Below are 24,388 nucleotides of genomic sequence, written 5' to 3' on the forward strand. Positions count from 1 at the left end.
AGTAACCGGAATCGCGGCGACGTGCTGACGTCGCAGGCGGACCTGTCCGCCGACACGCTGGACGAGGTGTTCGACGACGCACCGTCGACCGGCGAACTGGAGCTCGAGGACCGCGCCTCGCTGCGCAGGGTCGCCGGGCTCTCCACCGAACTGTCCGACATCACCGAGGTCGAGAACCGGCAGCTGCGGCTCGAGCGCGTCGTGCTCGTCGGCGTGTGGACCGAAGGTACGGCCGCCCAGTCCGAGGCCTCCCTCGAGGAACTCGCCAGGCTCGCCGAGACGGCCGGCTCCACGGTGCTCGAAGGACTCGTGCAACGGCGCAACCGCCCCGACCCGGCGACGTACGTGGGCTCGGGGAAGGTCCGCGAACTTGCCGACATCGTCGTCGCCACCGGTGCGGACACCGTCATCTGCGACGGTGAGCTCTCGCCCGGCCAGCTCCGCCAGCTCGAGGACAAGCTCAACGTCAAGGTCGTCGACCGCACGGCCCTGATCCTCGACATCTTCGCCCAGCACGCGCGGTCGAAGGAAGGAAAGGCCCAGGTCGAGCTGGCGCAGCTGCAGTACCTCATCCCGCGACTGCGCGGGTGGGGTGACACGTTGTCCCGGCAGGCCGGTGGTCGCGCCGGCAGCAACGGCGGCGTGGGCCTGCGCGGACCCGGTGAGACGAAGCTCGAGATCGACCGCAGGCGCATCAGCAAGCGCGTCGCCAAGTTGCGGCGCGAGATCTCGGCGATGGACACCATCCGCGAGACCAAACGCGGCCGCCGCATGGCGAACGACGTGCCGAGCGTGGCGATCGTCGGCTACACCAACGCCGGCAAGTCCAGCCTGCTCAACGCGGTGACCGACGCAGGCGTCCTGGTCGAGGACGCCCTGTTCGCCACGCTCGATCCCACGACCCGTCGTTCCGTCACACCCGACGGCAGGGCCTACACCCTGACCGACACCGTCGGGTTCGTCCGGCACCTGCCGCACCAACTCGTCGACGCGTTCCGTTCGACCCTCGACGAGGCCGCCGACGCCGACCTGCTGCTGCACGTCGTCGACGGCTCCGACCCCGCGCCCGAGGAACAGGTGCAGGCCGTGCGGACCGTGCTCGCCGAGATCGGCAGCAAACGGTCCGAGTCACTGCCGCAGGAGCTGATCGTCATCAACAAGGCGGACGCCGCCGACGCGGTGTCATTGGCGCGCCTGCGGCACCTGCTGCCCGACGCACACGTCGTGTCGGCCCGCACCCAGGAGGGCGTCGAGAAGCTGGTCGCCGCGATGGCGGACCGACTGCCGCGGCCCGAGACACTCGTCGACGTGCTCGTGCCGTACGCGCGGGGCGAACTCGTCGCCCGCGCGCACTCCGAAGGTGAGGTGCTGACCGAGGACCACACCGCCGACGGCACCCGCCTGTGCGCACGCGTGCACGCCGACCTGGCAGGCGCGCTCGAGCCCTACCGCACCGCGGCCGAGGGCGCCGCCGACCCGGCCTGACGGCGCCGCGCCCCGAACAGCAGTGCGCCGTCGTTCACCGAACCCTCGGCCGGAGCGCCGTCGGACGGGCCGTCGGGGAGCGGCGCGTCACCGGGTGGCCGGTCGAGGAGCACAGCCCCGCCGAACAGCGGAATCCCGGGCGGGCCGGCTCCGGCTGAGACACCGACGTCCGGGGCCCCGCCGCCGGGGACGGATCGGCGGGGCCGTGGTGGCCGCGTCGATCGTCGCCCTGAGCGGCGCCGTCGCGCCTGCCGTGGCCCGCGCCGCGCCGACCGCTGAAGCGCGGCAGCCCACCCCGCCTGCTCCGGAAACGGTGTGCCGCCTCGACGACCCCACGCTCGCCGAGGTCTCAGGACTCGTCGCCGACGACGACCGGTGGTACGCCGTCAACGACGGCGGGACGGACGTGCGCGTCCACGTGATCGACCGGAACTGCGCGGTCTCCGACGTGCTCACCGACCCGACCGACCCGTACGACGTCGAAGACCTGGCGCGGGCGGCCGACGGCACATTCTGGCTGGCAGACGTCGGCGACAACCGGGGCGAGCGGGACACCGTGGCGCTGCACGCACTGCGTCCCGGGCACGAGTCGACCCTGTACCGGCTGACCTACCCCGACGGGGCGCACGACGCGGAGGCCCTCGTCCTCGACCGGGACGGCACCCCGCACATCGTCACGAAGAGCATGACCGGCACGTCGGCCGTGTACCGGCCGGCCGCGCCGCTGCGGAGTCCGGGTCCGACACCGCTCGAGAAGGTCGGCACCGTGAGCGTCACACCCACCGCGACCCGGGGCGGCCCGGTCGGCGTCGCCGGATCCCTGCTCATCACCGGCGGCGCGACGAGTCGCGACGGCCGGGTCGTCGCACTGCGCACCTACACGGACGCGTACCTGTATCCCGCACCGGACGGCGACGTCGTCGCCGCGCTGAAGCGCGACCCGGTGCGGGTCCCCCTGCCCGGCGAACCGCAGGGGGAAGCGATCGCCTTTGCGCCCGACGGCGCACTCGTGTCCGCGAGCGAAGGTGTCGGCAACCCGATACGCGTCGTACCGGGAGCGGCCGCACTGGTCAGCGGCGGGTCGGGCGACAACGGTCCCGGAGACGGCGGTCCGGGCGACGGCGGTCCCGGAGAGGACGGGTCGAGTACGGCCGAGGACGGAACCGGCGCCGACTCGCACCACGGAGCGAACCCGTCCGGATCTGACGGCGCCGGCAGCCGGGACCGGGAGGCCACTGCCGGGGCCCAGCGGCAGGACGATGCCCCGGACCTTCCACTCGGGCCCGTAGGGGCGGGAATCGCCGCGGTCGTGCTGGTGGCAGCGTCGGTCGTGGCCGTCCGCCGCCGTCGGCGGTGAGCTCGGCCCCCGCTTCGGCCCGAGGACACGGAGTCCTGCTCCGGGCCGATCACCGGAGCCCGATGATGCGCACCGAGGATCCGCCGCCGATGTCCCGACGTCGAGGGCCCGAACCCGAGGACCCGGCACCGAGGACCCGAACCCGAGGACACCGGCCCGGTGACACGGTGCCGTCCACGGCTGGGTCCCGCCGCTGTCACAGCCGGCGCAGGACCGCGACCACCTTGCCGAGGATCTGCGCGTCGTCACCGGGGATCGGTTCGTACGCCTCGTTGTGCGGGAGCAGCCAGATGTGGCCGTCCTTGCGCTTGAACGTCTTGACGGTCGCCTCACCGTCGATCATGGCGGCGACGATCTCACCGTTCTCCGCGTCCTCCTGCTGGCGGACGACGACCCAGTCCCCGTCGGTGATGGCCGCATCGACCATCGAATCGCCGGTGACGCTGAGCAGGAACAGATTTCCTTCGCCGACCAGGTCCTTGGGGAGGGGGAAGACGTCCTCGACGGCCTGTTCGGCCAGCACCGGGCCACCGGCCGCGATGCGGCCCAGGATCGGCACGAACGCCGGGGTGGGCCTGTCCTCGGACGGGTTCAGCTTCGAGATCGACTCGGTCGTCAGCATGCCCACCGCGCGCGGCCGGTTCGGGTCTCGTCGCAGGTAGCCCTTGCGCTGCAGAGCTCCCAGCTGATGGTGCACCGACGAGGTCGACGTCAGGCCGACGGCCTCGCCGATCTCGCGGACGCTCGGCGGGTAGCCGTAGCGGTCCACCCACCAGCGGATGACGGCCAGGACGCGCTGCTGTCGCGGGGTGAGGCCTTCTTCGGTGACCTCCGGCAGGTCGTGGACAGTGCTGCCGGGACCACGCTTGCCGCCGGTCTCGTCGTGGGTCTTGCGTGCCACCGTGTCGCCTCCCAGTCGCGGGCAGCGGATACGGCTGCCCGGTGATCGCGGTGCCGCATGGCACCGCGTCTCGTCGTGTGCTGTGTCGTCGTGCGCTCTGTCGTGTCCGGCGAGCCGCGACAGGCCGTGATGGCCGAATGGCACGCCGTACATCTCCGACGCTAGCCTCCCCGACCGCGAATCTCAAACATCTGTTCGAGGGACACGCCGTGCGGCTCTCGATTTTGTCGGACCCGGGTGGTACACATCGTACAGGCGTTCGATCGATCGGATGTTCGAGGAGGTGGCCATGTCGATCGTACTGCAGCGGGAGCAGTCGCTGGAGGGTGGGCATGCGAGGTATAGCAGGTCGGGCCGGCGGGCCGGGCGGGACGGGTCCGCTGGGTCGGCCCGCGTTCCCTCGATGGGGGATCGCAGTCGGCGCGAAAGGAAGGACGCCGCTCCCGGGCGAGTCGGCGGCGCGCCCGGGGTGCGCGCCGAGTGCACGGTGGCGACGGCGACGGGCGGACGCGTTCGCGAGGGGCGAACGACCCGCTGGGTCCGGGTCGTACCCGCGGAGTCGCGCCGCCCGCCGACACGGAGTGGGCCGGTGCGGCCGCGCGCCCGGATCCCGGTGCGCGCGTGCTCGCGGGCACGGATCACAACACAGGGGTGGCTCCTGATCGCCGTGGCGGTGGGCGTGTTCTCCTTCGCGGTGACGGTCGGGTTGTTGGCCCATGCGCTCGCCGCGGCCGGTGGTTCCGGTGACGGCGCCGCGGTTCCGGCGGACACGGCGGTCGTGTCGGTCGGTGCGGGGGAGTCGTTGTGGGACGTCGCGGAGTCGGCGGCACCCGAGGCGGATCCGGCCGCCGTGGTGGCGCGCATCCGGGAACTCAACGATCTGGCGGAAGGTGCGGTGAGCGCGGGTGTCCCGTTGGTGGTTCCCGTCGGGTCGTGACCGTGTCGGCCGCCCCGGTCGGTCTTCCTGCGTTTTCCGGAGGCCTCGCCCGGGTCAGCTCCCCCGTGGCGGTGAGCTATGTCGGTGATCACTCCCCGGATGGCTGTGTCAACTTGCGCGGCGGGTGGGTGCACTCCTACAGTCAACCCCCACATCTAGTAGTTACACGGCTGTAGTTGGTCCACAAATTGGGGTAAACTCGAACAGGGTTATCCACAGCTCGTCGGCCTTCGCCCACCGGGTATCCACAGATTGATCACCAGGACGACCTGGTGATCGACAGTCCTCGCCGCATCGTCACGACCGAGCTCGTCATCGGTCTCAGCGGGATCGGCGGGGTGATCGAGAGTCGTCGGCGGTGCGTCGGAACGCATCGCCCTGCCGGTGTCACGGGACGTGGTCCGGCGATGGTCGCGGCGCACAGTGCGCCGGCGCCTGTGAAGGGGAGGTGGTTCGGTCATGCGATGCCCGTTCTGCAGGCATGCCGATTCCCGCGTCGTCGATTCTCGTGAGGTGGACGAGGGACAGGCGATCCGGCGACGGCGTTCGTGCTCGAAGTGCGGCCGCCGGTTCACGACCTCGGAGTCGATGGTGCTCGCCGTCGTCAAACGCTCCGGGGTGACGGAACAGTTCAGCAGGGACAAGGTCATCCGAGGCGTACACCGGGCCTGTCAGGGCCGTCCGGTCGACGACGACGCGCTGCAACAACTCGCGCAACGCGTCGAGGAGTCGATCAGGGCCGCGGGCGTGGCGGAGATCCCGAGTCACGAGGTCGGACTGGCGATCCTCGGGCCCCTGCGCGAACTCGACGCTGTGGCGTATCTGAGGTTCGCGAGCGTTTACCGCGCGTTCTCCTCCATCGAGGACTTCGAGAAGGAGATCACGGACCTTCGCCAGGCGATTGCGGATTCGGTCGACTGAGGACCTCGGTCGACAGTGGGAGTAGATGCGGACGACGCCACGGCGTCGCCGCTTGGTGCCAATCGCGGGAGTGGGAGTCATGACAGAAACGGTCGGAGCCGGCGCCGAGACCTCGAAGACGTCGAAGAAGCGGTCCGGCGGCGGCGGTGGCGCACGGAAGGGCCTGCGGGTCCAGCGTGTGTTCACGACCGAGGGGGTGCACCCGTACGACGAGGTCACATGGGAGAAGCGTGACGTCGTCATGACCAACTGGCGCGACGGGACGGTGAACTTCGAACAGCGCGGTGTCGAGTTTCCCGAGGCCTGGTCGATCAACGCCACGAACATCGTCACCAGCAAGTACTTCCGGGGTGCCGTCGGCAGCCCGGAGCGGGAGAGCAGCCTCAAGCAGCTGATCGACCGCGTCGTGAAGACCTACGTCGCGTCGGGTACCGAGCACGGCTACTTCGCCTCGCCCGCCGACGCGGAGGTCTTCGAACACGAACTCACCTGGATGCTGCTCCACCAGGTGTTCAGCTTCAACTCGCCGGTCTGGTTCAACGTCGGCACAACGTCGAAGCAGCAGGTCTCGGCGTGCTTCATCCTGTCGGTCGACGACACGATGGAGTCGATCCTCGACTGGTACAAGGAGGAAGGCCGCATCTTCAAGGGCGGCTCCGGTGCCGGTCTGAACCTGTCGCGGATCCGTTCCTCGAAGGAACTCCTCTCCTCCGGCGGCACGGCGTCCGGTCCGGTGTCGTTCATGCGCGGCGCCGACGCCTCGGCGGGCACGATCAAGTCCGGCGGTGCGACGCGTCGCGCGGCGAAGATGGTCGTGCTCGACGTCGACCACCCCGACGTCGAGGAGTTCATCGAGACCAAGGCCAAGGAGGAGCACAAGATCCGGGTGCTCCGCGACGGCGGTTTCGACATGGACCTGGGCGGCAGCGACATCGCGTCGGTGCAGTACCAGAACGCCAACAACTCGGTGCGCGTGTCCGACGAGTTCATGCGCGCGGTGGAGTCCGACGACACGTTCGGCCTGCGGGCCCGCACCACCGGCGAGGTCGTCGACCGGACGGACGCGAAGCCGCTGTTCCGCAAGATGGCGCAGGCCGCGTGGGAGTGCGCCGACCCCGGTCTGCAGTACGACGACACCATCAACGACTGGCACACGTGCCCCGAGTCCGGCCGGATCACCGCGTCCAACCCGTGCTCGGAGTACATGCACCTCGACAACTCGAGCTGCAACCTGGCGTCGCTGAACCTGCTGAAGTTCCTGTCCGACGACGGCTCGTTCGACGCTCCGTTGTTCGCGAAGGCGGTCGAGCTGGTCATCACCGCGATGGACATCTCGATCTGCTTCGCCGACTTCCCGACCGAGGCAATCGGCGACACCACCAGGAAGTTCCGCCAGCTGGGGATCGGCTACGCCAACCTGGGCGCGCTGCTCATGGCGACCGGCCACGCCTACGACTCCGACGGCGGCCGTGCACTCGCGGCGTCGATCACGTCGCTGATGACCGCGGTGTCGTACCGCCGCTCCGCCGAGATGGCCGGCGTCGTCGGGCCCTACGAGGGCTACGCGCGTAACGCCGAGGGGCACCAGCGGGTCATGCGCAAGCACGCCGCGGCGAACGAGCTCGTGCGGACGCTGCACAGCAACGACGCGAACGTGCGGGCGCTCGCCACGGACGAGTGGAAGCGCGGTATCGAGATCGGTGAGCGCTCCGGCTGGCGCAACGCGCAGGCCAGCGTGCTCGCGCCCACGGGCACGATCGGGTTCATGATGGACTGCGACACGACGGGCATCGAGCCGGACTTCTCGCTGGTGAAGTTCAAGAAGCTCGTCGGCGGCGGGTCGATGCAGATCGTCAACAACGCGGTGCCGCGCGCACTCCGTGCCCTGGGATACCAGGAGGAGCAGGTCGAGGCGATCGTCGACTACATCGCACAGCACGGCCACGTCATCGATGCGCCGGGCCTGCGGAGCGAGCACTACGAGGTGTTCGACTGCGCGGTCGGCGAGCGGTCCATCGCCCCGATGGGTCACGTGCGGATGATGGCTGCGGTGCAGCCGTTCATCTCGGGTGCGATCTCGAAGACCGTCAACATGCCGGAGTCGGCGACCGTCGACGAGGTGGCCGAGATCTACTTCGAAGGCTGGAAGCTCGGCCTGAAGGCACTAGCGATCTACCGTGACAACTGCAAGGTCGGCCAGCCGCTGTCCACGGGCAAGCAGGAGAAGGGCGAGGCCGAGCCGGAGAAGGTGGTCGAGTACCGCCCGGTGCGCAAGCGCCTGCCGAAGAAGCGGCCGAGTCAGACCGTGTCGTTCACCGTCGCCGGCGCCGAGGGCTACCTGACGGCGGGTTCCTACCCGGACGACGGGCTCGGCGAGATCTTCGTCAAGCTCGGCAAGCAGGGTTCGACGCTCGCCGGCGTGATGGACGCGTTCTCGATGTCGATCTCGGTGGGTCTGCAGTACGGCATCCCGCTCGAGTTCTACGTGCAGAAGTTCCAGAACCTGCGCTTCGAGCCCGCGGGCATGACCGACGACCCGGACGTGCGTATGGCGACGAGCGTGCTCGACTACCTGTTCCGCAGGCTCGCGCTCGACTACCTGCCGTACGACAAGCGTGCACAGCTCGGCATCTTCACCGCCGACGAGCGCGCGGCCCAGGTGGAAGCCGACTACAACGGCGGCGGCTCCTCCGAGGGCGAGGGTGTCGACCTGGAAACGCTGCGGAGCACCGTGGACTCCACTGGTACCCAGGTGGCCGAGCAGTCGGCCGACGACGGAAGCGAATCCGGGGACCAGGCGCACACGACCACCGAGCTGGTGGAACTGCAGCTCGGCAAGGCCGCGGACGCCCCGTTGTGTATGACCTGCGGGACGAAGATGCGCCCCGCCGGTTCGTGCTACGCCTGCGAAGGCTGTGGCGCCACGTCGGGCTGCAGCTGACCCGAAGGTTGTGACCGGCGTCCGGTGACCGTCCACACGGCCGGTTCGCACCGGTGGTGACGAGGACCGGTCATGACGAGGACCGGTGACGACGAGTGCCGGGAAGGACGAGGGCCGGGGATCACATCGATCCCCGGCCCTCGTCCGTGCGCGCCGGGACCCCCAGGTCTCCGCGTCACCCGACTGCGCAGTGTCCGAAATGGCGCGATGTGCGATATTTGCGCCTGTCCAGTTCACTGCGTAAGGAACTTTCGGCCGTAGGTGTCTACCTGTGGGTGCTTTTAGCGTGAACGCGGTCGTCGCAGCGGCGGGCCGACTCCGCGGAGTGGTCGTCCGGTGCACGACCGGAGCACGTCACTTCACCTGCTCGTAGGACAACCACCTATGGAAGGGACGGCATGACGACCTTGAGGACAGGAATGCTGACCGGCCTCGCCGTGTCGGCGCTGACACTGGGAATCGCGGCACCCGCGGCGGCGGACGAGGGCTACGACGCGCTGCTGCGGCCGGGCGGACACGTTCCGGCCGCCGAGGCTCCCGTGCAGATCGAGTGCGAGGTACCCGCGGAGGCCGACGACGACGTTCTCGTGATCATCGAGAACGTCCTCGACGACCAGAACGCCGGCGAGAAGGTGCGGCTGGCCACGTACGAGGCCGCGTGGGTCGAGTCGCACGCCAACGATCTCGACTGTGGCCACGCCTCGTCGATCGGTGTGTTCCAGCAGCGGCCCGACTACGGCTGGGTCAATGCCGGGGACCCGGAGCTCGCGACGTACGACTTCCTGCACGGCAACCCGTCGGACGGCACGGCGGGTGCGATCGAGATCGACGCGGCGAATCCCGACTTCACCGCGGGCCAGGTCGCCCAGTCCGTGCAGCGTTCGGCCTACCCCGACCGGTACGACGAGGCCGAACCCATCGCGCTCGAGCTGCAGGCCCGGGCGCAGGAGCTGGACCCGGACCCGGCGGACGCCTGACGCGGGACGCGGTGCGGTCGCCGACCGCACCGGGCGGACCGGTTGTCACCACCACGGTGAGGGGCCGGAGACCGACGATTCTCCGGCCCCTCGTCCGTCTCCGGTCCCTCGCGCGGCGGAACGGCTCGTCTCGCGCGACGAGCCGTCCCGCGCCCCGGTGTTACCCGCCGAGTCGCTCCCACAGGAACTCGTAGGCCAGCGCGGTCTTGAACGCCAGCTGGGCGTTGTCGGCCGCGCCGCCGTGGCCACCTTCGATGTTCTCGTAGTACCGCACGTTCTCGGGCGCATAACCGGATTCGAGCAGCCGTGCCACCATCTTGCGCGCGTGGCCGGGATGGACGCGGTCGTCGCGGGTCGACGTGAGCATCAGCAGTGGTGGGTAGGACTGTCCACTGCGGACGTTCTGGTACGGCGAGTAGGCCCCGATGTAGTCCCACTGCTCGGGGTCGTCGGGGTCGCCGTACTCGGCCATCCACGAAGCGCCCGCCAGCAACAGGTGGTAACGCCGCATGTCGAGCAGCGGCACCTGGCACACGATCGCGCCGAACAGCTCCGGGCAGCGCGTGAGCATGACCCCCATGAGGAGCCCGCCGTTGCTCCCGCCCTGGATGCCGAGCCGCTGCCGGGTGGCGATGCCGCGCTCGGTCAGATCCCGTGCCACAGCGGCGAAATCCTCGTAGACGCGGTGCCGGTGCTGCTTGATCGCCTGGTTGTGCCAGTCCGGGCCGTACTCGCCACCGCCGCGGATGTTGGCGAGTACGTACGTGCCGCCGCGCGCGAGCCAGCCCCGGCCGACGACACCGCTGTAGTACGGCGTCTGCGAGACCTCGAACCCGCCGTAACCGCCGAGCAACGTGGGTCCGGGCTCCGCCCCCTCGTGGCGCACCACGAAGTACGGGATTCTCGTGCCGTCGTCGGAGGTGGCGAAGAACTGCTCGGTCGTCAGCCCGGTGGCGTCGAACCGCGCCGGCGCCTGCTTGAGCGTCTCGTACTCCCCGCCGACGACGCCGTGGAGCAGTGACGACGGCTGGGTGAATCCGGTGACCTCCAGCAGGATCTCGTCGTCGGCGTCCGGCTCGGTGTCGACGAGGTCGACGCTGCCGACGTCCGGCAGGCCGGCGAGCGGCTCGTCGTGCCAGCCGTCCTCGGCAGGGGTGAGCACCCGCAACCGGGTCGTCACGTCGCTGAGGGTGCCGACGACGAGATGGCTGCGGGTCCAGGCGTAGTAGTCGAGGGAGGTGTGGGCGTCCGGGGTGAACAGGGCCGTCATGGTGGTGTCCCCGGCGAGGAAGTCGTCGAGGCGGGCCGCCAGGAGCGCACCCGCGGGGTGCTCGCCCCACGGACTGCGTGTGCGCACCAGCAGCCACTCCCGATGCAGCGAGGCCACGGCGTCGTCGGGGACGTCGACCCGCACGAGGCCGTCGCCGGTGCGCAGGTACAGCTCGCTGCGGTAGAACTCGATGCTCCGGCGGACCAGGTCGCGCTCCCAGCCCTCGGTCGGGTCGTGGAACCCCCGGACCGCGACGTCGTCGGGCTTGCCCTCGAAAACCGTCTCGGCGTCCTCGAGAGGGGTGCCGCGGCGCCAGCGTTTCACCACGCGCGGGTACCCCGACGTGGTGAGCGATCCTTCGCCGAAGTCCGTACCCACGTAGACGGTGTCGGCGTCGATCCAGCTGACGGAGCTCTTCGCCTCGGGCAGGTGGAAGCCGCCGGTGACGAACTCGCGGCGCTCCAGGTCGAACTCGCGCACGACCGCGGCGTCCGCCCCACCCCGTGACAGCTCCACGAGGCAGCGGTCCAGCGACGGCCGCAGCACCGTCGCGCCCTGCCACACCCAGTTCTCGTTCTCCGCCTCGGCCAGCGCGTCGACGTCGATGAGCACGTCCCAGTCGGGATCGGTCGTGCGGTACTCGTCGAGGGTCGTGCGGCGCCACAGTCCTCGCGGGTGCTGGGCGTCGCGCCAGAAGTTGTAGAGGAACTCGCCCCGGCGCACGACGTACGGGATGCGGTCGTCGGCGTCGAGCACCTCGCGCAGTTCCTGCTGCAGGGTCGCGAAGCGGGCACGGCCGGTGTACGCGGCGGTCGTCTCGTCGTTGCGGGCGCGCACCCAGTCGAGGGCGCGCCCACCGGTCACGTCCTCGAGCCAGAGGTACGGATCGTCGGGGGTCGTGGCGGGGTCGGGCACGTCGGTCATGAGCCCAGTCTGCCAGCAGAGGTGGAGCTCAACCGCCGCCGAGGGCGCGGGCCAGGGCGCGTGCGCCGGCCGTCACCGCGTCCCGTGCCGTGGCGAAATCGGTGTCGCCCGGCATGACGACGGGCAGTGCGACGACGAACCGGCCACCGTCGCCCACGACGCCGGTCGTGTTGAGCACCACGTCGTCACCGACCGGCATCCAGCCCTGTTTCACCGCCACGGTGCGGTCGCCGAACGCCGCGGGCAGCCCGAACCGCTGGTCGAAGCCGTCGGCGGCGGTCGCGTCGAAGTCGCCGAGGCTGCCGAGTACCGCGTCGCGCGCAGGCCGGGGCAGGTCGTGCTGCAGGTACGCGTAGGTGCGCACGATGTCACGGGGGCTCATGCGGGTGAGTTCCCACTCCTCGGCGTCGGTGGGCGGGGTCGTGGCGTCGAGGCCGACGAGTCGGGCGGTGCGCTCGACGATCGCGGCGCCGCCGAACTCCTCCCACAGCCTCGTCGCGGCACCGTCGTCGCTGGCCGACAGCATCGCCGTCAGGTCGGCTCCCGTGGTGCCGCCGGGCGGGCGCCAGTCGTGGGCCCGCAGGACGTCGACGGCGATCAGGAGTTTGACGACGGACGCCGTGTAGAAGGGCTCGTCGGCGCGTGCCCCGACGACCGTGGCCCCGGTCCGCCGGTCGTGGACGGCGAGTCCGGTCGTCGAACCCGGTACGACACGGTCGACCGCGTCGACGACCGCCGTGGCCGCCTGCTCGCGGTCACGCGGCGTGGCCGGAGGTTCGAGCGCGGTGCCGGTCCCGTGACGTCCGGGAGCGGCCGCGGTCACGTTGCCGCGGGTGTCTCCGGGGGTGGACCCGCCCGTGGCCCCGCCCGTCCCGACGGAGCCGGTGGTGAGCGTGATTCCCGCGGCCAGGACCGCCCCGGCGACGACACCCGCCGCGACGGCGCGATGTCCCATGTCTCCATCCGACCACGTCCCGGCGGGTTTCGCCGCGTTGCGAGCCCGGCGATGCGAGGCGACAGCGTTCCCGCCGTCGGTGATTCGCCGCCCGGGAGGCGAATCCGGGCGATCTTGACAGTCCGGGGCATCGGCGGAAAAGTCGGGCCGCTCGTGTGCGCGGCACCGAGTGCACCGTCCCTGTCCCCACGAACCGATCGAGGTGTTTCCGTGTCGAGAGCCAGGTGGAGATCCGCACGACTGTTCGCCCCGTTGCTGACGGCCGTCATCGCGTTGCCGTTGTCCGCCCCCGCAGCGGCCGCCGAGGCCGCGGGGCCCCCGCAACGTCCCGTGTTCACGGGAGGGGAGGCGCAGCCGGTGTTCGATCCCGACGACGTCGTACGGGAGAATCTGTGGGTCCGCGCGCCGGTCGACAGCGACCGCGACGGCGCCGACGACGAGGTGCACGTCCGCGTCGTGCGCCCGGCGGACACCGAGCAGGGGCTGCGCGTGCCGGTGGTCTACACCGCCAGCCCGTACTTCTCGGGTGGCAACGACGTGCAGAACCACGACGTCGACGTCGAGCTGTACGTACCGCGCGCGGAGATGACGTCCCGGTACGAGGACTACCTGCTGTCGCGGGGATTCGCCGTGGTGTACGCCGAATCGCTCGGGAGCGGCGCATCGACCGGCTGTCCGACGACGGGCGGCGAGAACGAGACGATCGGCGCGAAGTCGGTGGTGGACTGGCTCAACGGCCGTGCCCCGGCACGCACCGGTGGCGGCGATCCGGTGCGGGCGGACTGGACCACCGGCAGGACGGCGATGATGGGCGTGTCCTACAACGGGACTCTGCCGAACGCCGTCGCCGGCACCGGCGTCGAAGGGCTCGAGACGATCGTGCCGATCGCGGCGATCTCCGAGTGGTACGACTACTACCGTGAGAACGGTGCGGTCGTCGCGCCCGGTGGTTACCAGGGTGAGGACGCCGACGTGCTCGCCGAGTACGTCTACACCCGGCAGGACCGCGAGATCTGCCGTCCCGTGATCGACGAACTGGCCCGGGAGCAGGATCGCGTCACCGGTGACGACAGCGAGTTCTGGCAGCAACGGTCCTACCTGGACGACGCGGAGAACGTGAACGCCTCCGTGCTCGCGGTGCACGGTCTGTCCGACTGGAACGTGACGCTGAGCCAGACGGCCCGTTGGTACGAGGCGCTCGCCGAGCACGGCGTCGAGCGGAAGATCTGGCTGCACCAGTTCGCGCACACGGACCCCTACGGGGTGCGCAAGGAGGAGTGGCTGCGCACGCTGAACCGCTGGTTCTCCCACTATCTGTACGACGTCGACAACGGCGTCGAGACGGAACCGCGCGCGACGATCCAGCGCGAGGACGAGACGTGGCACGACGAGGCGGACTGGCCCGCGGCGGGGGCCGACGACGCGGAACTGCACCTGCGACCCGGTGGTGACGGCATCGGCGGGCTGTCGCCGGACGGTGCGGCGCGCGGCAGGCCGGTGACGGAGGAGCTGACCGACGACGCGTCGAAGACCGTGGAGCAGCTCGTCGACGCCGACACGTCGCCGCACCGGCTGCGGTACACCACCGAGGCCGTCACGGAGCCGGTGCGCCTGAGCGGAACCCCCTCGGTCGACCTGCGCATGCGGTTCGACCGGCCGGCGGCGAACGTGACCGGCGTACTCGTCGATCGCGCTCCCGACGGCACCTCGCACGTCGTCACGCGTGGTTGGGCCGATCCGCAGAACCGGCACGACCGCGCGTCGACCCGGCCGATCCGGCCGGGGCAGCCGTACCGGTTGTCGTTCGACCTGCAGCCGCAGGACTACGTGGTGGACGAGGGGCATCGACTCGAATTCGTCGTGCTCTCCAGCGATCGCGACTTCACGCTGCGGCCGAGGCCCGGGACCGGTGTCGCGGTGGATGTGAAGCACTCGTCGGTCACCGTGCCGATCGTCGGCGGCGACGGCGCGATGCGGTAGGCGGGCTCTCGGCCCGGCACGTCCGGGCTGTCCGCCGCTCCGCCCGGATGCCGGGCGAGGGGAGCGATGTCGGTGGCGGGCGCGGCAGGGTAGTGCCCGCCACCGACAGTTCCGCGCCTCCCGCCCGCGCCGACGGCGAGTTGTCCACGTCGGACGAGCGTGTCCACAGATGTCGCGCAGTGCCCCCGCAGGCGGGTTCTCGGCCGCATCGTGGAGGCATGACCACTTCATCGACGACACGTCCAGACCTCGGTACTCCGGTGGACCTGCGCAGAGCGGATCGGCTCATCGCATCCGTCCCTTATCTGCTCGGCTTCACGCCCGCGAATTCGCTCGTGATGCTCGTGCACGCACCCGACGGCCCGAAGACCCACACCATCGGCCACGTCATGCGCGTCGACCTTCCGGACGCGGGGTCGGTCCCGGAACTGGTGCCGCTGCTGCGCGCTCCACTGTCGGGTGCCGCCGCCGTGACGGTGGTACTCGTCGGTGGTGACCCGACCGGCGACGGACCCGCACACCGCGACGTGATGGCCGCGCTGGCCGCCGTCATGACCGACATCGGGGTGCCGATCAACCACGCCCTGTGGACCCCGGAGATCCGCCTCGGCGCCCGCTGGGGGTGCTACGGAGACGAGGCGTGCCGGGGCGAGTTGCCGGATCCGGCGGCCTCGACCATGGCGGCCGTGACCACCCACGCCGGGCAGCTGACCTATCCGAGCCGCGAGGCGATGGAGCGCGCGCTCGACCCGGACACCGACCAGGCGCTGGCCCGTCGCGCGGCGCTACTGGAACTGGCCGCCTCCCGTGACGAGGCGACGCCCGCCGACCGGGACGAGGAGATCGCACACGCCTGCGGGCTCGTGCGCGACACCGTGGCGAGGTTCCGGAGCGGTCGGAGCGCCGGAACCTCACCGGTACTGTCCGACCGCGAGATCGTGGAGTTGGCTCGTGCGCTGTCCCACCACGAGGTGCGAGACCTGGCGTTCGGTGCGTGCTGGCCGCCACGAACGGACCTCGCCGCGGCGGCCGAACAGCTGTGGACCGTACTGGTGCGCGGCGTTCCCGCCCCGGAACGTGCGGAACCGGCGTCGCTGCTCGCGTACACGGCCTACCTGCGTGGCGACGGCCCCTTGGCCGGTGTCGCCGTGGCGAAGGCGCTCGAGGCCCGACCGGGTCACACCCTGGGCAAGCTTCTCGACCAGGCGCTGGCGCATGCCGTGCCGCCCGAGACGATGGCCCGCCTCGCGCAGGATCGCACCGGCGCGTTCGCGGCCGTCGCCGACCGGGCCGAGAACGCCGCCCGCCGAACGGTCAGCGGCGAGTCGTGGGACGACCGTCCCGGGGGAGCCGGTCCTGGGTGAACCGCCACGCGTCGGTGACGATGCCGTGCAGGTCCGTGTGCACCGGCTTCCAGCCGAGCTCCGCACGAGCCTTCTCGGCCGAGGCCACCAGCACGGCCGGGTCGCCGTCGCGCCGCGGTGCCACGGCCGCCGGGATGTCGTGCCCGGTGACCTCGCGGCAGGTGTCGATCACTTCTCGGACGGAGAACCCGGTGCCGTTGCCCAGGTTGTAGATCTCGTGCCGGCCTTCGCGGGCGTGCTCGAGTGCGAGCAGGTGCGCGTCCGCCAGGTCGGTGACGTGGATGTAGTCGCGGACGGCGGTGCCGTCCGCGGTGGGGTAGTCCTCGCCGAAGATCTGCACCTGGTCGCGGTCACCGGTGGCGACCTGCAGCACGATCGGGATCAGGTGCGTCTCGGTGGCGTGCCGCTCACCGAACTGCCCGTGGGCACCGGCGACGTTGAAGTAGCGCAGGCTGGTCGCCGCGAGTCCGTGCGCGCGGGCGTAGCTGGTGATCGCGTAGTCGATGGCCAGTTTGGTGGCGCCGTAGGTGTTCGTCGGCCCGGTCGGAGCCGTCTCCGGGATGGGGCTGACGTCCGGCTCGCCGTAGGTGGCTGCCGTCGACGAGAACACCAGCCGCGGTGTGCCGTGGGTGCGCATCGCATCGAGCAACCGCAGGGAGGTGAGGACATTGCCCCGCCAGTAGAGACCCGGGTCCTGCATGGATTCGCCGACGAGTGACTTCGCCGCGAAGTGCAGCACGCCGTCGAAACCCTGGCTGAGCAGGGTCTGGGCGACGTCGGCCGCGTCGCCCTGGATGAAGCGGACCCCGTCCGGAACCGCGTCGGCATGGCCCGTGGACAGGTCGTCCACGACCGTGACGTCGTGCCCGGCCTCGACGAGTCGTGCGGCGCACACGCTGCCGACATAGCCGGCGCCGCCGGTGACGACCAGTTTCATCGGACTGCGGGTCGGGGCCGGGTCGGTGGGCATGTTCCGGGCCTTCCTGATCGGGGAGCGCTGTGGAGCTGTGACGCCGTGGAGCTGTGACGCCGTGGAGCTGTGACGCCGTGGAGCTGTGACGCCGTGGGGCGGGGACGCGATGGGGCGGGGACAGTGTGCCGCAGTCCTCGGGTGGCCCTGCGGCGAGGTGCTCACCGGTCGCGGCCCGCCCCGGCGGAGGGAACGGCGACGAACATGCGCGGCCTGCGGTACCCGGCGGCGTCGAACGCCGTGGTCACGGCGGACTCGACGGCGTGCCGGTCGTTCTCGCGGACCAACGCGATCGCCGAGCCGCCGAACCCGCCGCCCGTCATCCGGGAGCCGAGCGCGCCCGCGGTGCGGGCCGTGTCGACGGCGAGGTCGAGCTCGGGACACGAGATGCGGTAGTCGTCACGCATACTCACGTGCGAGGCGTCGAGCACGGGGCCGATGTCGGCGATCCGCCCGTCCCGCAGGTACCGGGACGCTTCGAGCACCCGCGCGTTCTCCGTGACGATGTGCCGCACGAGCGGGGCGAGGTCCGCAGGCAGCCGGTCGAGGGCGTCGGCCAGGGTGTCCGGAGTGACGTCGCGCAGGGCCGGCAGGCCCAGCAGGCGCGCGGCCTTCTCGGTGCCGTCGCGCCGGTCGCCGTACTCGGACCCGCCCAGCGAGTGCTTGACCTGCGTGTCGATCACCAACACCGACAGGCCCGCGCCCGTGGCGTTGAACGGCACCTGCTCGGTCTCGCCGGACCGGCAGTCGAGGAACAACACGTGGCCGTCGACGCAGCACATCGACGCGGTCTGGTCGAGCGAGCCGGTCGGGACGCCGACGAACTCGTTCTCGGCGCGCTGAGCCCAGCGTGCGATCTCGGCACGCCGGGACGCGTCCTGGTCGTGCTCGCCCGCGAGGCCGAGCAGCGCCATCGCCGTGGCGCACTCGATCGCGGCCGACGACGACAGGCCGGCACCGGTCGGTACGTCACCCGCGATCACGAGGTCGGCACCCTGGTCGACGCTCCATCCGCCCGCGTCGGTCGTGCCGGCCGCGCCGTCGTTACCCGTGCCGGCGCCGCGGGCACCGGCCTCGCGCAGCACCCAGGCCACGCCCGCCGGGTAACCGGACCACCCGTCCGGCGTACCGGGCTGCAGGTCGGCCACCGCCACGGGTGCCTCGGCATGGACCCGGCCGTCCGAGCCGACCGTGGCGAAGGTCAGCTTGCCGTCCTCACGGGGTGCGGCCGCGGCGGCGAGACGGTGGGGGAGCGCGAACGGCAGCACGAACCCGTCGTTGTAGTCGGTGTGCTCCCCGATGAGGTTCACCCGGCCGGGGGCCGACCACACGCCTGCCGGCGCACGACCGTGGACGGAACGGAACGCGTCGTCGGCGGTGTCGGCGGGGCTCGCCGTCGTCGCCTGATCCGGGGCCGTCACCGGGTCTGAGCCAGGACGGCGTGCAGCACGGTCGTGTTCACGGTGCCGGAGGCCGCGTCGTCGGACACCTCCACCGAGGTGCCCGCGTTCTTGCCGACGTGGACCGTCCGGCCCGGCACGATGCCGACCGCCTTGAGCTGCGCCATGAGCGTCTCGTCACTCTGCACGTGCTCGGCGATACGGCGGATCTCCACCTTGCCGCCGCCCGACCGTGCCACGTCGTCGAGCCGCACGAGGTCGGACTCGGCGGGCGGGGCCGGCTCACCGCCGTCACCGAGCTTGTCCAGGCCCGGGATCGGGTTGCCGTACGGCGAGGTGGTCGGCTGGTTCAACAGCGTGACGAGCTTGCGCTCCACGGCCTCGCTCATCACGTGCTCCCAGCGGCACGCCTCGCTGTGGACGTGTTCCCACTCCAGGCCGATGACGTCGACCAGCAGGCGCTCGGCCAGCCGGTGCTTGCGCATCACGGCGATGGCGAGCTCACGCCCGTGCTCCGTCAGCTGCAGGTGCCGGTCGTCCGCGACGACGACCAGGCCGTCGCGCTCCATGCGCGCCACCGTCTGGCTCACCGTCGGACCGCTCTGCTCCAGCCGCTCCGCGATCCTCGCGCGCAGCGGGGTGACACCTTCCTCTTCGAGCTCGAAGATGGTGCGCAAGTACATCTCTGTGGTGTCGATGAGATCGTTCACGCCTGTCCCCTTTGTTCGCCGAACTCATGGTAGTCCTCGCCCCCGACGCCGCGGTCGGCCGTCACGTGCCGTCGTCCGGCACCGGTGGTGTGGTAATCACCGACCGGCGAGGCGATGAACAGCCCGTTCGGAGTGGCGGACGCCCTCGCGTCCGCCTCACCGGACCCCGGCACCGCTCTCGAGGTAAGGAACGTCACCGATGCCCGAAACCATCCCCGAACCGCAGTCAGCTGCACAGCCCGCGCCGTTCGGTCCGGTGGTGACCACCGCTGACCTCGCGGACGCGCTCGCCGGACCGGTCGATCGGCGCCCGGTCGTGCTCGACGTGCGATGGCGGCTCCTGGGGCCACCCGGGGTGGAGTCGTACCGCGACGGCCACCTGCCCGGAGCCGTGTTCCTCGATGTCGACACCGACCTCGCGGGCGTTCCGGGATCCGCGGGCAGGCATCCGCTGCCGGAACCCGCCGACCTGCAGCGCGTGCTGCGCGGCGCCGGGGTGCGCGGCGACCGCCCGGTGGTCGCGTACGACGACGCCGATTCGTCCGTCGCGGCGCGTGCATGGTGGCTGTTGCGCTGGGCCGGTCACCAGCGGGTCGCGGTGCTGGACGGTGGGTTCGCCGCCTGGCGGGCCGAAGGCAGGCCCGTGACGGCCGAGATCCCCGACCCGCAGCAGGGCGACATCACCGTCGAGCCGGGCCACCTGCCCGTGCTCGACGCCGACGGGGCGGCGGCGCTGGCACGGGACGGCGTGCTGCTCGACGCGCGTGCCCGCGAGCGCTACACCGGCGACCACGAGCCGGTCGATCCGCGCGGCGGACACGTCCCGGGTGCCCGCAACGCCCCGTTCGCAGCGCACGTCGGGTCCGACGGGCGCTGGCGCTCCCCGGAACAGCTGCGGGAACACTTCGCTCGCGTCGGGGTCGACGTCGATGTCCCCGGGAGCGATGCCCCCGGGCGCGAAGCCGGTCAGGGGCCCGGCGGCGCCGGGGTCGGCGTGTACTGCGGTTCGGGTGTCACCGCCAGTTCCGTGGTGCTCGCCCTCGAACGCGCGGGCCGCGACACTCCGGCCGCGCTGTACGCCGGATCGTGGTCCCACTGGTCGGCGGACCCGGACCGGCCCGCCGCGACGGGTGACGACCCGGGGTGATCGTGACCAGTGGACTCGGCGCCGCGGGCAGTTAGGCTCTGGGCATGTCTCCCTCCGCCGTCGTCTGGGACCCCGCGCTGCTGGCCTACGACATGGGTGACCAGCATCCGTTCAACCCGGTGCGGCTGCACCTGACGATGCGGCTCGCGACGGCGCTCGGCGTGCTCGACGACGTGCCGTTGCTGTCGCCCGAGCCCGCAGGGGTCAAGGAGCTGTACCGCGCACATTCGGCGGAGTACCTCGAGGCGGTGCAGCAGGCGCCGATGGCGGGCTGGGACGTCGGCCACGGCCTCGGGACCGACGACAACCCGGTCTTCACCGACATGCACGACGCGGCTTCCCTCGTCGTCGGGTCGACCCTGCTGGGCGCCCGGTGCCTCGCCGAGGGCAGGGCGCGGCGGGCGGTGAGCATCGCGGGCGGTCACCACCACGCCATGCAGGACCGTGCCGCCGGGTTCTGCGTCTACAACGACTGTTCCGTCGCGATCTCGTGGCTGCTGGAGCAGGGCTACGACCGCATCGCGTACGTGGACACGGACGTGCACCACGGTGACGGGGTGCAGGCCACGTTCCTCGGTGATCCTCGCGTGCTGACGATCTCGTTGCACCAGCATCCGTTCACGCTGTTCCCGGGCACCGGCTATTCGGGTGAGATCGGGGCCGAGGAGGCGGCGGGGCGTGCCGTCAACGTGCCGCTGCCGCCGAACACCGGTGACGCGGGGTGGCTGCGCGCGTTCCACGCCGTGGTGCCGTCCCTGCTCGAGACGTTCCGCCCGCAGATCCTCGTCACGCAGTGCGGGGTCGATTCGCACGGCGAGGACCCGCTCGCGGACCTGTCGCTCACCGTCGACGGGCACAGGGCGATCTACCGCGAGTTGCGCCGGCTGGCCGACGCGTACGCCGAGGGCCGGTGGCTCGCCGTCGGCGGTGGGGGCTACCAGCTGTTGCGGGTGGTTCCCCGGTCGTGGACGCATCTGATCGCGACGGTGCTCGACCACGACGTCGCCCCGGGCACCCCGCTGCCTGCGGAGTGGACCGACATGGTCCGCGGTGTGGCGCCGTCGGCCGAGTTGCCGCCGACCATGTCCGACGGCGCCGACGTGGGGTTCTCCGCGTGGGGCGACGGCTTCGACGACGCCGTGGACGCGGCGATCCGCGACACCCGACGTGCCGTGTTCCCGTTGCACGGACTGGACCCGGACGATCCGAGGGACTGAACCGCCATGGCCGAGCAGCAGCATTCCTCCGGTACCGGCGAGAACCCGCGCCCGGACGGACCGGACGGACCGGGCGCGGAGGGCGCCACCGACACCGGAGCCACGGGCACCGGTGCCACCCACACCGGTGACAGCGGTGCTGCGGCGGCCGGGAACGGCGCCGCGGGAGAGGGCGGGGAACCGGAGCCTGACCCGTTCGACTACCCGCACGAGTGGGAGGCCGACGTCGTCCTGTCCGACGGCGGCACCGTGCACATGCGTCCCATCGTGCCGAGCGACGCCGATCGGGTCGTGGCGCTGCACAGCAGGCTCTCCGAGCGCACCCGGTACCTGCGCTACTTCGGTGCCTACCCGCGGATCCCGGCGCGGGACCTCAAGCGGTTCACGACCGTGGATCACCGCAGCCGGGTCGCGTTCATCGCGCTGCTCGGCGACGACGCCGTGGCGGTCGGGCGGTACGAGGGGCTCGACAGCGAGTCGGCCGAGGTGGCGTTCGTGGTCGACGACGCGCACCAGGGCCGGGGACTGGGTTCGATCCTGCTGGAACACCTCGCCGCCGCGGCGCGCGAGTCGGGGTTGCGGCGGTTCGTGGCGGAGGTCCTGGCCGAGAACTCGGCGATGGTGCGGGTGTTCCGCGACGCCGGGTACCAGGTCAGCCGCGCCTTCGAGGAAGGTGTCGTGCACCTCGAGTTCGACATCGATCCCACGGAGGACTCGCTCGAGGTGGCGCGCGCCCGGGAACAGGCCGCCGAGGCGCGCAGCGTGCACAACCTGTTGCATCCGCGGTCGGTGGCCGTGATCGGCGCGTCGACCGATCCGACGAAGATCGGGTACGCGGTCCTGACCAATCTGCTGGGCGCCGACTTCTCCGGGCCGGTCTTCCCCGTCAACGCCGAGCACGGGTCGGTGCGCGGGGTCCGGGCGTACAAGTCGGTGCTGGACATCCCGGACCCCGTGGACCTGGCGGTCGTCGCGGTGCCCGCCGACCAGGTCGAGGCGGTGCTCGACGGGGCGCTGGTGAAGGGCGTGAAGACGCTGGTCATCGTCTCCGCCGGGTTCGCGGAGGCGGGCCCGCACGGGTTGCACTCCGAGTTGCAGCTCGTGGGGGAGGCGCGGGCCCACGGGATGCGGGTCGTCGGGCCGAACGCGCTCGGCGTGCTCAACACCGACCGTCGGGTGCGGCTCAACGCGACGCTCGCGCCGCAGTTGCCGAAGCCCGGCCGTACCGGCTTCTTCTGTCAGTCGGGGTCGCTGGGCACGGCGATCCTCGCGGACGCCGAGTCGCGCGGGCTCGGGTTGTCGACGTTCGTCTCGGCGGGGAACCGCGCCGACGTCTCCGGCAACGACCTGCTGCAGTACTGGGAGACCGACCCGAACACCGACGTCGTGCTGCTGTATCTCGAGTCGTTCGGCAACCCGCGCAAGTTCGCCCGCCTCGCCCGGCGGCTGGCGCGGACGAAACCGATCGTGGCGGTGAAGTCGGGCAGGCACGCGGTGCGGCCGCAGCTCGCGGCGACGTCGACGGACATCGACGAGGCCAGCGTGCAGGCACTGTTCGAGCAGGCCGGTGTGGTGCGGGTGGATTCGCTGGCGCAACTGTTCGACACGGCGCTCGTGTTCGCCCACCAACCGCTGCCCGCCGGGGCGCGGGTGGGGATCGTGGGCAACTCGAGTGCGATCGGCCTGCTCGCGGCGGACACGGCGCGGGCGAACGGGCTCGAACTCGGCATCGAGCCGGTCGACATCGGGCCGCAGGCCTCGCCGGAGGAGTTCGCCGCAGCGGTCGGTGACGCGCTCGACTCCCCGCACGTCGACGCGCTGGTCGCCGTGTTCGCACCGCCCGTGGCGACCCCCGGCACCAGGTACGCGCGGGCACTGCGGGAGACGGTGCAGGCGCGGGACGCGGTCGACACACCGATCGTGTCGACGTTCCTCGCCGTCGAAGGGGTTCCCGCCGAACTGGCGACGCTCGGCGACCACGGCCAGCCGGTGGTCGGCTCGATCCCGAGTTATCCCAGTCCGGAACGTGCGGTGAACGCGCTCGCCAGGGTCATCCGGTATGCGGAGTGGCGTGCGCGGCCCCAGGGGTCCGTCGTGCGGCCCGACGGGGTGCACCCGGAGCGGGCGCAGGGACTCGTCCGTGAGGCGCTGCCCGCAGACGTGCGGCATGCGGTCGACGACGGGCATCCGGCGGGCGGCCATCCCGCGGGGCAACGTTCCGGCGACCGCGACGTCCGGCTGGCCGACGCGGACCTGGTGCGGCTGCTCGAGTGCTACGGCATCGACGTCGTGCCGTTCCGGGTGGTCTCGAGCGAGGACGAGGCCGCGGCCGTCGCCGTCGAGCTCGGTTATCCGGTGACACTGAAGGCCTACGACGACACGCTGCGGGGGAGACCGGACCTGGCGGGGGTGCGGCTGGACCTCGCCTCGGACCATGCGGTGCGCACGAGCTACCGCGACCTGAGTGACGCGTCGGGCATGGCGGAGATCTACGTGCAGCGGATGGCGCCGAAGGGGATCTCGTGTGTCATCGGACTGCAGGACGACCCGTCGTTCGGCACTCTCGTCTCGTTCGGACTGTCCGGTGTGGTCAGTACGCTGCTCGGGGATCGCGCGTACCGCGCGGTTCCGCTCACCGACGTGGACGCCGCGACGCTGGTCCGGGAACCGCGTACGGCGCCGTTGCTCACCGGGTACCGGGGCGACGAGCCCGCCGACCTCGATGCGCTGCAGGACCTCATGTTGCGGGTCGCGGCGCTGGGCGAGGACAACCCGGAGGTGCGGTCGCTGATGCTCGACCCGGTGCTCGCCTCCCCGGAGGGCGCGTTCGTCACCAACGCACGGATCGTGCTCGGTTCGCCGCCGTCCCGGCCCGACAGCGGACCACGGAGGCTGCGTCAGCTCAACGCGCCGGCGGGCTGAGCGCGGCCGG

17 protein-coding genes are annotated in these 24,388 nt (G+C 71.3%); 11 read left to right on the top strand and 6 right to left on the bottom strand.

Annotation, left to right across the window (positions count from 1 at the left end; translation table 11 throughout):
• The first annotated feature begins 42 nt into the window (after positions 1–42).
• Both hflX and LY13_RS10580 read left to right on the top strand, forming a co-directional pair.
• Positions 43–1,485: a GTPase HflX gene (hflX, locus tag LY13_RS10575; RefSeq protein WP_301298786.1), complete on the top strand. Its 1,443-nt coding sequence runs from the start codon at positions 43–45 to the stop codon at positions 1,483–1,485.
• 205 nt (positions 1,486–1,690) lie between these two features.
• Positions 1,691–2,842, top strand: coding sequence for a hypothetical protein (locus LY13_RS10580; RefSeq protein ID WP_372493808.1), 1,152 nt, complete (start codon positions 1,691–1,693; stop codon positions 2,840–2,842).
• Between the two features lie 196 nt (positions 2,843–3,038).
• On the opposite strand, the gene lexA is transcribed toward LY13_RS10580, so the two are convergent.
• A complete protein-coding gene (gene lexA, locus LY13_RS10585; RefSeq protein ID WP_183657182.1) occupies positions 3,039–3,743 on the bottom strand; it encodes a transcriptional repressor LexA in 705 nt (234 codons plus the stop codon).
• A 589-nt stretch (positions 3,744–4,332) separates the two neighbouring features.
• On the opposite strand from lexA, the gene LY13_RS10590 reads away from it, so the two are divergent.
• From LY13_RS10590 to LY13_RS10605, 4 genes are all read left to right on the top strand, one after another.
• Positions 4,333–4,680 (top strand): LysM peptidoglycan-binding domain-containing protein, encoded by a 348-nt coding sequence (locus LY13_RS10590; RefSeq protein ID WP_253828165.1) that lies wholly within the window; start codon positions 4,333–4,335, stop codon positions 4,678–4,680.
• Positions 4,681–5,139: 459 nt separating this feature from the next.
• The gene (nrdR, locus tag LY13_RS10595) at positions 5,140–5,601 is read left to right on the top strand and encodes a transcriptional regulator NrdR (RefSeq protein WP_183657185.1); all 462 of its coding nucleotides are present in this window, start codon (positions 5,140–5,142) and stop codon (positions 5,599–5,601) included.
• Between the two features lie 79 nt (positions 5,602–5,680).
• On the top strand, positions 5,681–8,542 hold the full coding sequence (locus LY13_RS10600) for a vitamin B12-dependent ribonucleotide reductase (protein WP_253828166.1): 2,862 nt from the start codon (positions 5,681–5,683) through the stop codon (positions 8,540–8,542).
• A 398-nt stretch (positions 8,543–8,940) separates the two neighbouring features.
• Complete coding sequence (locus LY13_RS10605) at positions 8,941–9,519, top strand: hypothetical protein (RefSeq protein WP_253828168.1); 579 nt, start codon at positions 8,941–8,943, stop codon at positions 9,517–9,519.
• Between the two features lie 160 nt (positions 9,520–9,679).
• Here the strand turns inward: LY13_RS10605 and LY13_RS10610 are convergent, their stop codons facing one another.
• Positions 9,680–11,713, bottom strand: a complete 2,034-nt coding sequence (locus LY13_RS10610) for a prolyl oligopeptidase family serine peptidase (RefSeq protein WP_253828169.1) — start codon at positions 11,711–11,713, stop codon at positions 9,680–9,682.
• A gap of 28 nt (positions 11,714–11,741) precedes the next feature.
• Entirely contained in the window at positions 11,742–12,668 is a 927-nt protein-coding gene (locus LY13_RS10615) for a serine hydrolase (protein WP_253828170.1), read from the bottom strand.
• 210 nt (positions 12,669–12,878) lie between these two features.
• On the opposite strand from LY13_RS10615, the gene LY13_RS10620 reads away from it, so the two are divergent.
• Positions 12,879–14,648: a Xaa-Pro dipeptidyl-peptidase gene (locus LY13_RS10620; protein WP_253828171.1), complete on the top strand. Its 1,770-nt coding sequence runs from the start codon at positions 12,879–12,881 to the stop codon at positions 14,646–14,648.
• Positions 14,649–14,866: 218 nt separating this feature from the next.
• Positions 14,867–16,012 carry a DUF4192 domain-containing protein gene (locus LY13_RS10625; protein WP_253828172.1) on the top strand — a complete coding sequence of 382 codons (1,146 nt, stop codon included), beginning with the start codon at positions 14,867–14,869 and terminating at the stop codon, positions 16,010–16,012.
• On the opposite strand, the gene galE is transcribed toward LY13_RS10625, so the two are convergent.
• From galE to LY13_RS10640, 3 genes are all read right to left on the bottom strand, one after another.
• Positions 15,963–16,982, bottom strand: coding sequence for a UDP-glucose 4-epimerase GalE (galE, locus tag LY13_RS10630; RefSeq protein WP_253828173.1), 1,020 nt, complete (start codon positions 16,980–16,982; stop codon positions 15,963–15,965). The two genes, LY13_RS10625 and galE, sit on opposite strands and share 50 nt — an antisense overlap.
• 161 nt (positions 16,983–17,143) lie before the next feature.
• Positions 17,144–18,403, bottom strand: coding sequence for a galactokinase (gene galK / locus LY13_RS10635; RefSeq protein WP_253828174.1), 1,260 nt, complete (start codon positions 18,401–18,403; stop codon positions 17,144–17,146).
• Positions 18,400–19,092 carry an iron-dependent transcriptional repressor DtxR gene (locus LY13_RS10640; protein WP_253828176.1) on the bottom strand — a complete coding sequence of 231 codons (693 nt, stop codon included), beginning with the start codon at positions 19,090–19,092 and terminating at the stop codon, positions 18,400–18,402. The genes galK and LY13_RS10640 overlap by 4 nt, the downstream gene beginning before the upstream one ends.
• Positions 19,093–19,291: 199 nt before the next feature.
• Here LY13_RS10640 and LY13_RS10645 point away from each other — a divergent pair, with 199 nt between their 5' ends.
• Genes LY13_RS10645 through LY13_RS10655 form a run of 3 tightly spaced genes read left to right on the top strand, consistent with a single transcriptional unit; the run spans position 19,292 to position 24,378 of the window.
• On the top strand, positions 19,292–20,239 hold the full coding sequence (locus tag LY13_RS10645) for a sulfurtransferase (protein ID WP_253828177.1): 948 nt from the start codon (positions 19,292–19,294) through the stop codon (positions 20,237–20,239).
• A gap of 44 nt (positions 20,240–20,283) precedes the next feature.
• Positions 20,284–21,456, top strand: a complete 1,173-nt coding sequence (locus LY13_RS10650; RefSeq protein ID WP_253828178.1) for an acetoin utilization protein AcuC — start codon at positions 20,284–20,286, stop codon at positions 21,454–21,456.
• Between the two features lie 6 nt (positions 21,457–21,462).
• Entirely contained in the window at positions 21,463–24,378 is a 2,916-nt protein-coding gene (locus tag LY13_RS10655) for a bifunctional acetate--CoA ligase family protein/GNAT family N-acetyltransferase (RefSeq protein WP_253828179.1), read from the top strand.
• Positions 24,379–24,388: the final 10 nt, after the last annotated feature.

Source organism: Prauserella aidingensis (assembly GCF_024171865.1).
Taxonomy (GTDB): Bacteria; Actinomycetota; Actinomycetes; order Mycobacteriales; family Pseudonocardiaceae; genus Prauserella; species Prauserella aidingensis.

Bases quoted from the DNA above. Each gene is read 5' to 3' on its own strand.
- nrdR (WP_183657185.1), top strand. From the start codon at position 5,140: ATGCGATGCCCGTTCTGCAGGCATGCCGATTCCCGCGTCGTCGATTCT.
- LY13_RS10600 (WP_253828166.1), top strand. From the start codon at position 5,681: ATGACAGAAACGGTCGGAGCCGGCGCCGAGACCTCGAAGACGTCGAAG.
- LY13_RS10605 (WP_253828168.1), top strand. From the start codon at position 8,941: ATGACGACCTTGAGGACAGGAATGCTGACCGGCCTCGCCGTGTCGGCG.
- LY13_RS10610 (WP_253828169.1), bottom strand. From the start codon at position 11,713: ATGACCGACGTGCCCGACCCCGCCACGACCCCCGACGATCCGTACCTC.
- LY13_RS10615 (WP_253828170.1), bottom strand. From the start codon at position 12,668: ATGGGACATCGCGCCGTCGCGGCGGGTGTCGTCGCCGGGGCGGTCCTG.
- LY13_RS10625 (WP_253828172.1), top strand. From the start codon at position 14,867: ATGACCACTTCATCGACGACACGTCCAGACCTCGGTACTCCGGTGGAC.
- galE (WP_253828173.1), bottom strand. From the start codon at position 16,982: ATGCCCACCGACCCGGCCCCGACCCGCAGTCCGATGAAACTGGTCGTC.
- LY13_RS10645 (WP_253828177.1), top strand. From the start codon at position 19,292: ATGCCCGAAACCATCCCCGAACCGCAGTCAGCTGCACAGCCCGCGCCG.
- LY13_RS10650 (WP_253828178.1), top strand. From the start codon at position 20,284: ATGTCTCCCTCCGCCGTCGTCTGGGACCCCGCGCTGCTGGCCTACGAC.
- LY13_RS10655 (WP_253828179.1), top strand. From the start codon at position 21,463: ATGGCCGAGCAGCAGCATTCCTCCGGTACCGGCGAGAACCCGCGCCCG.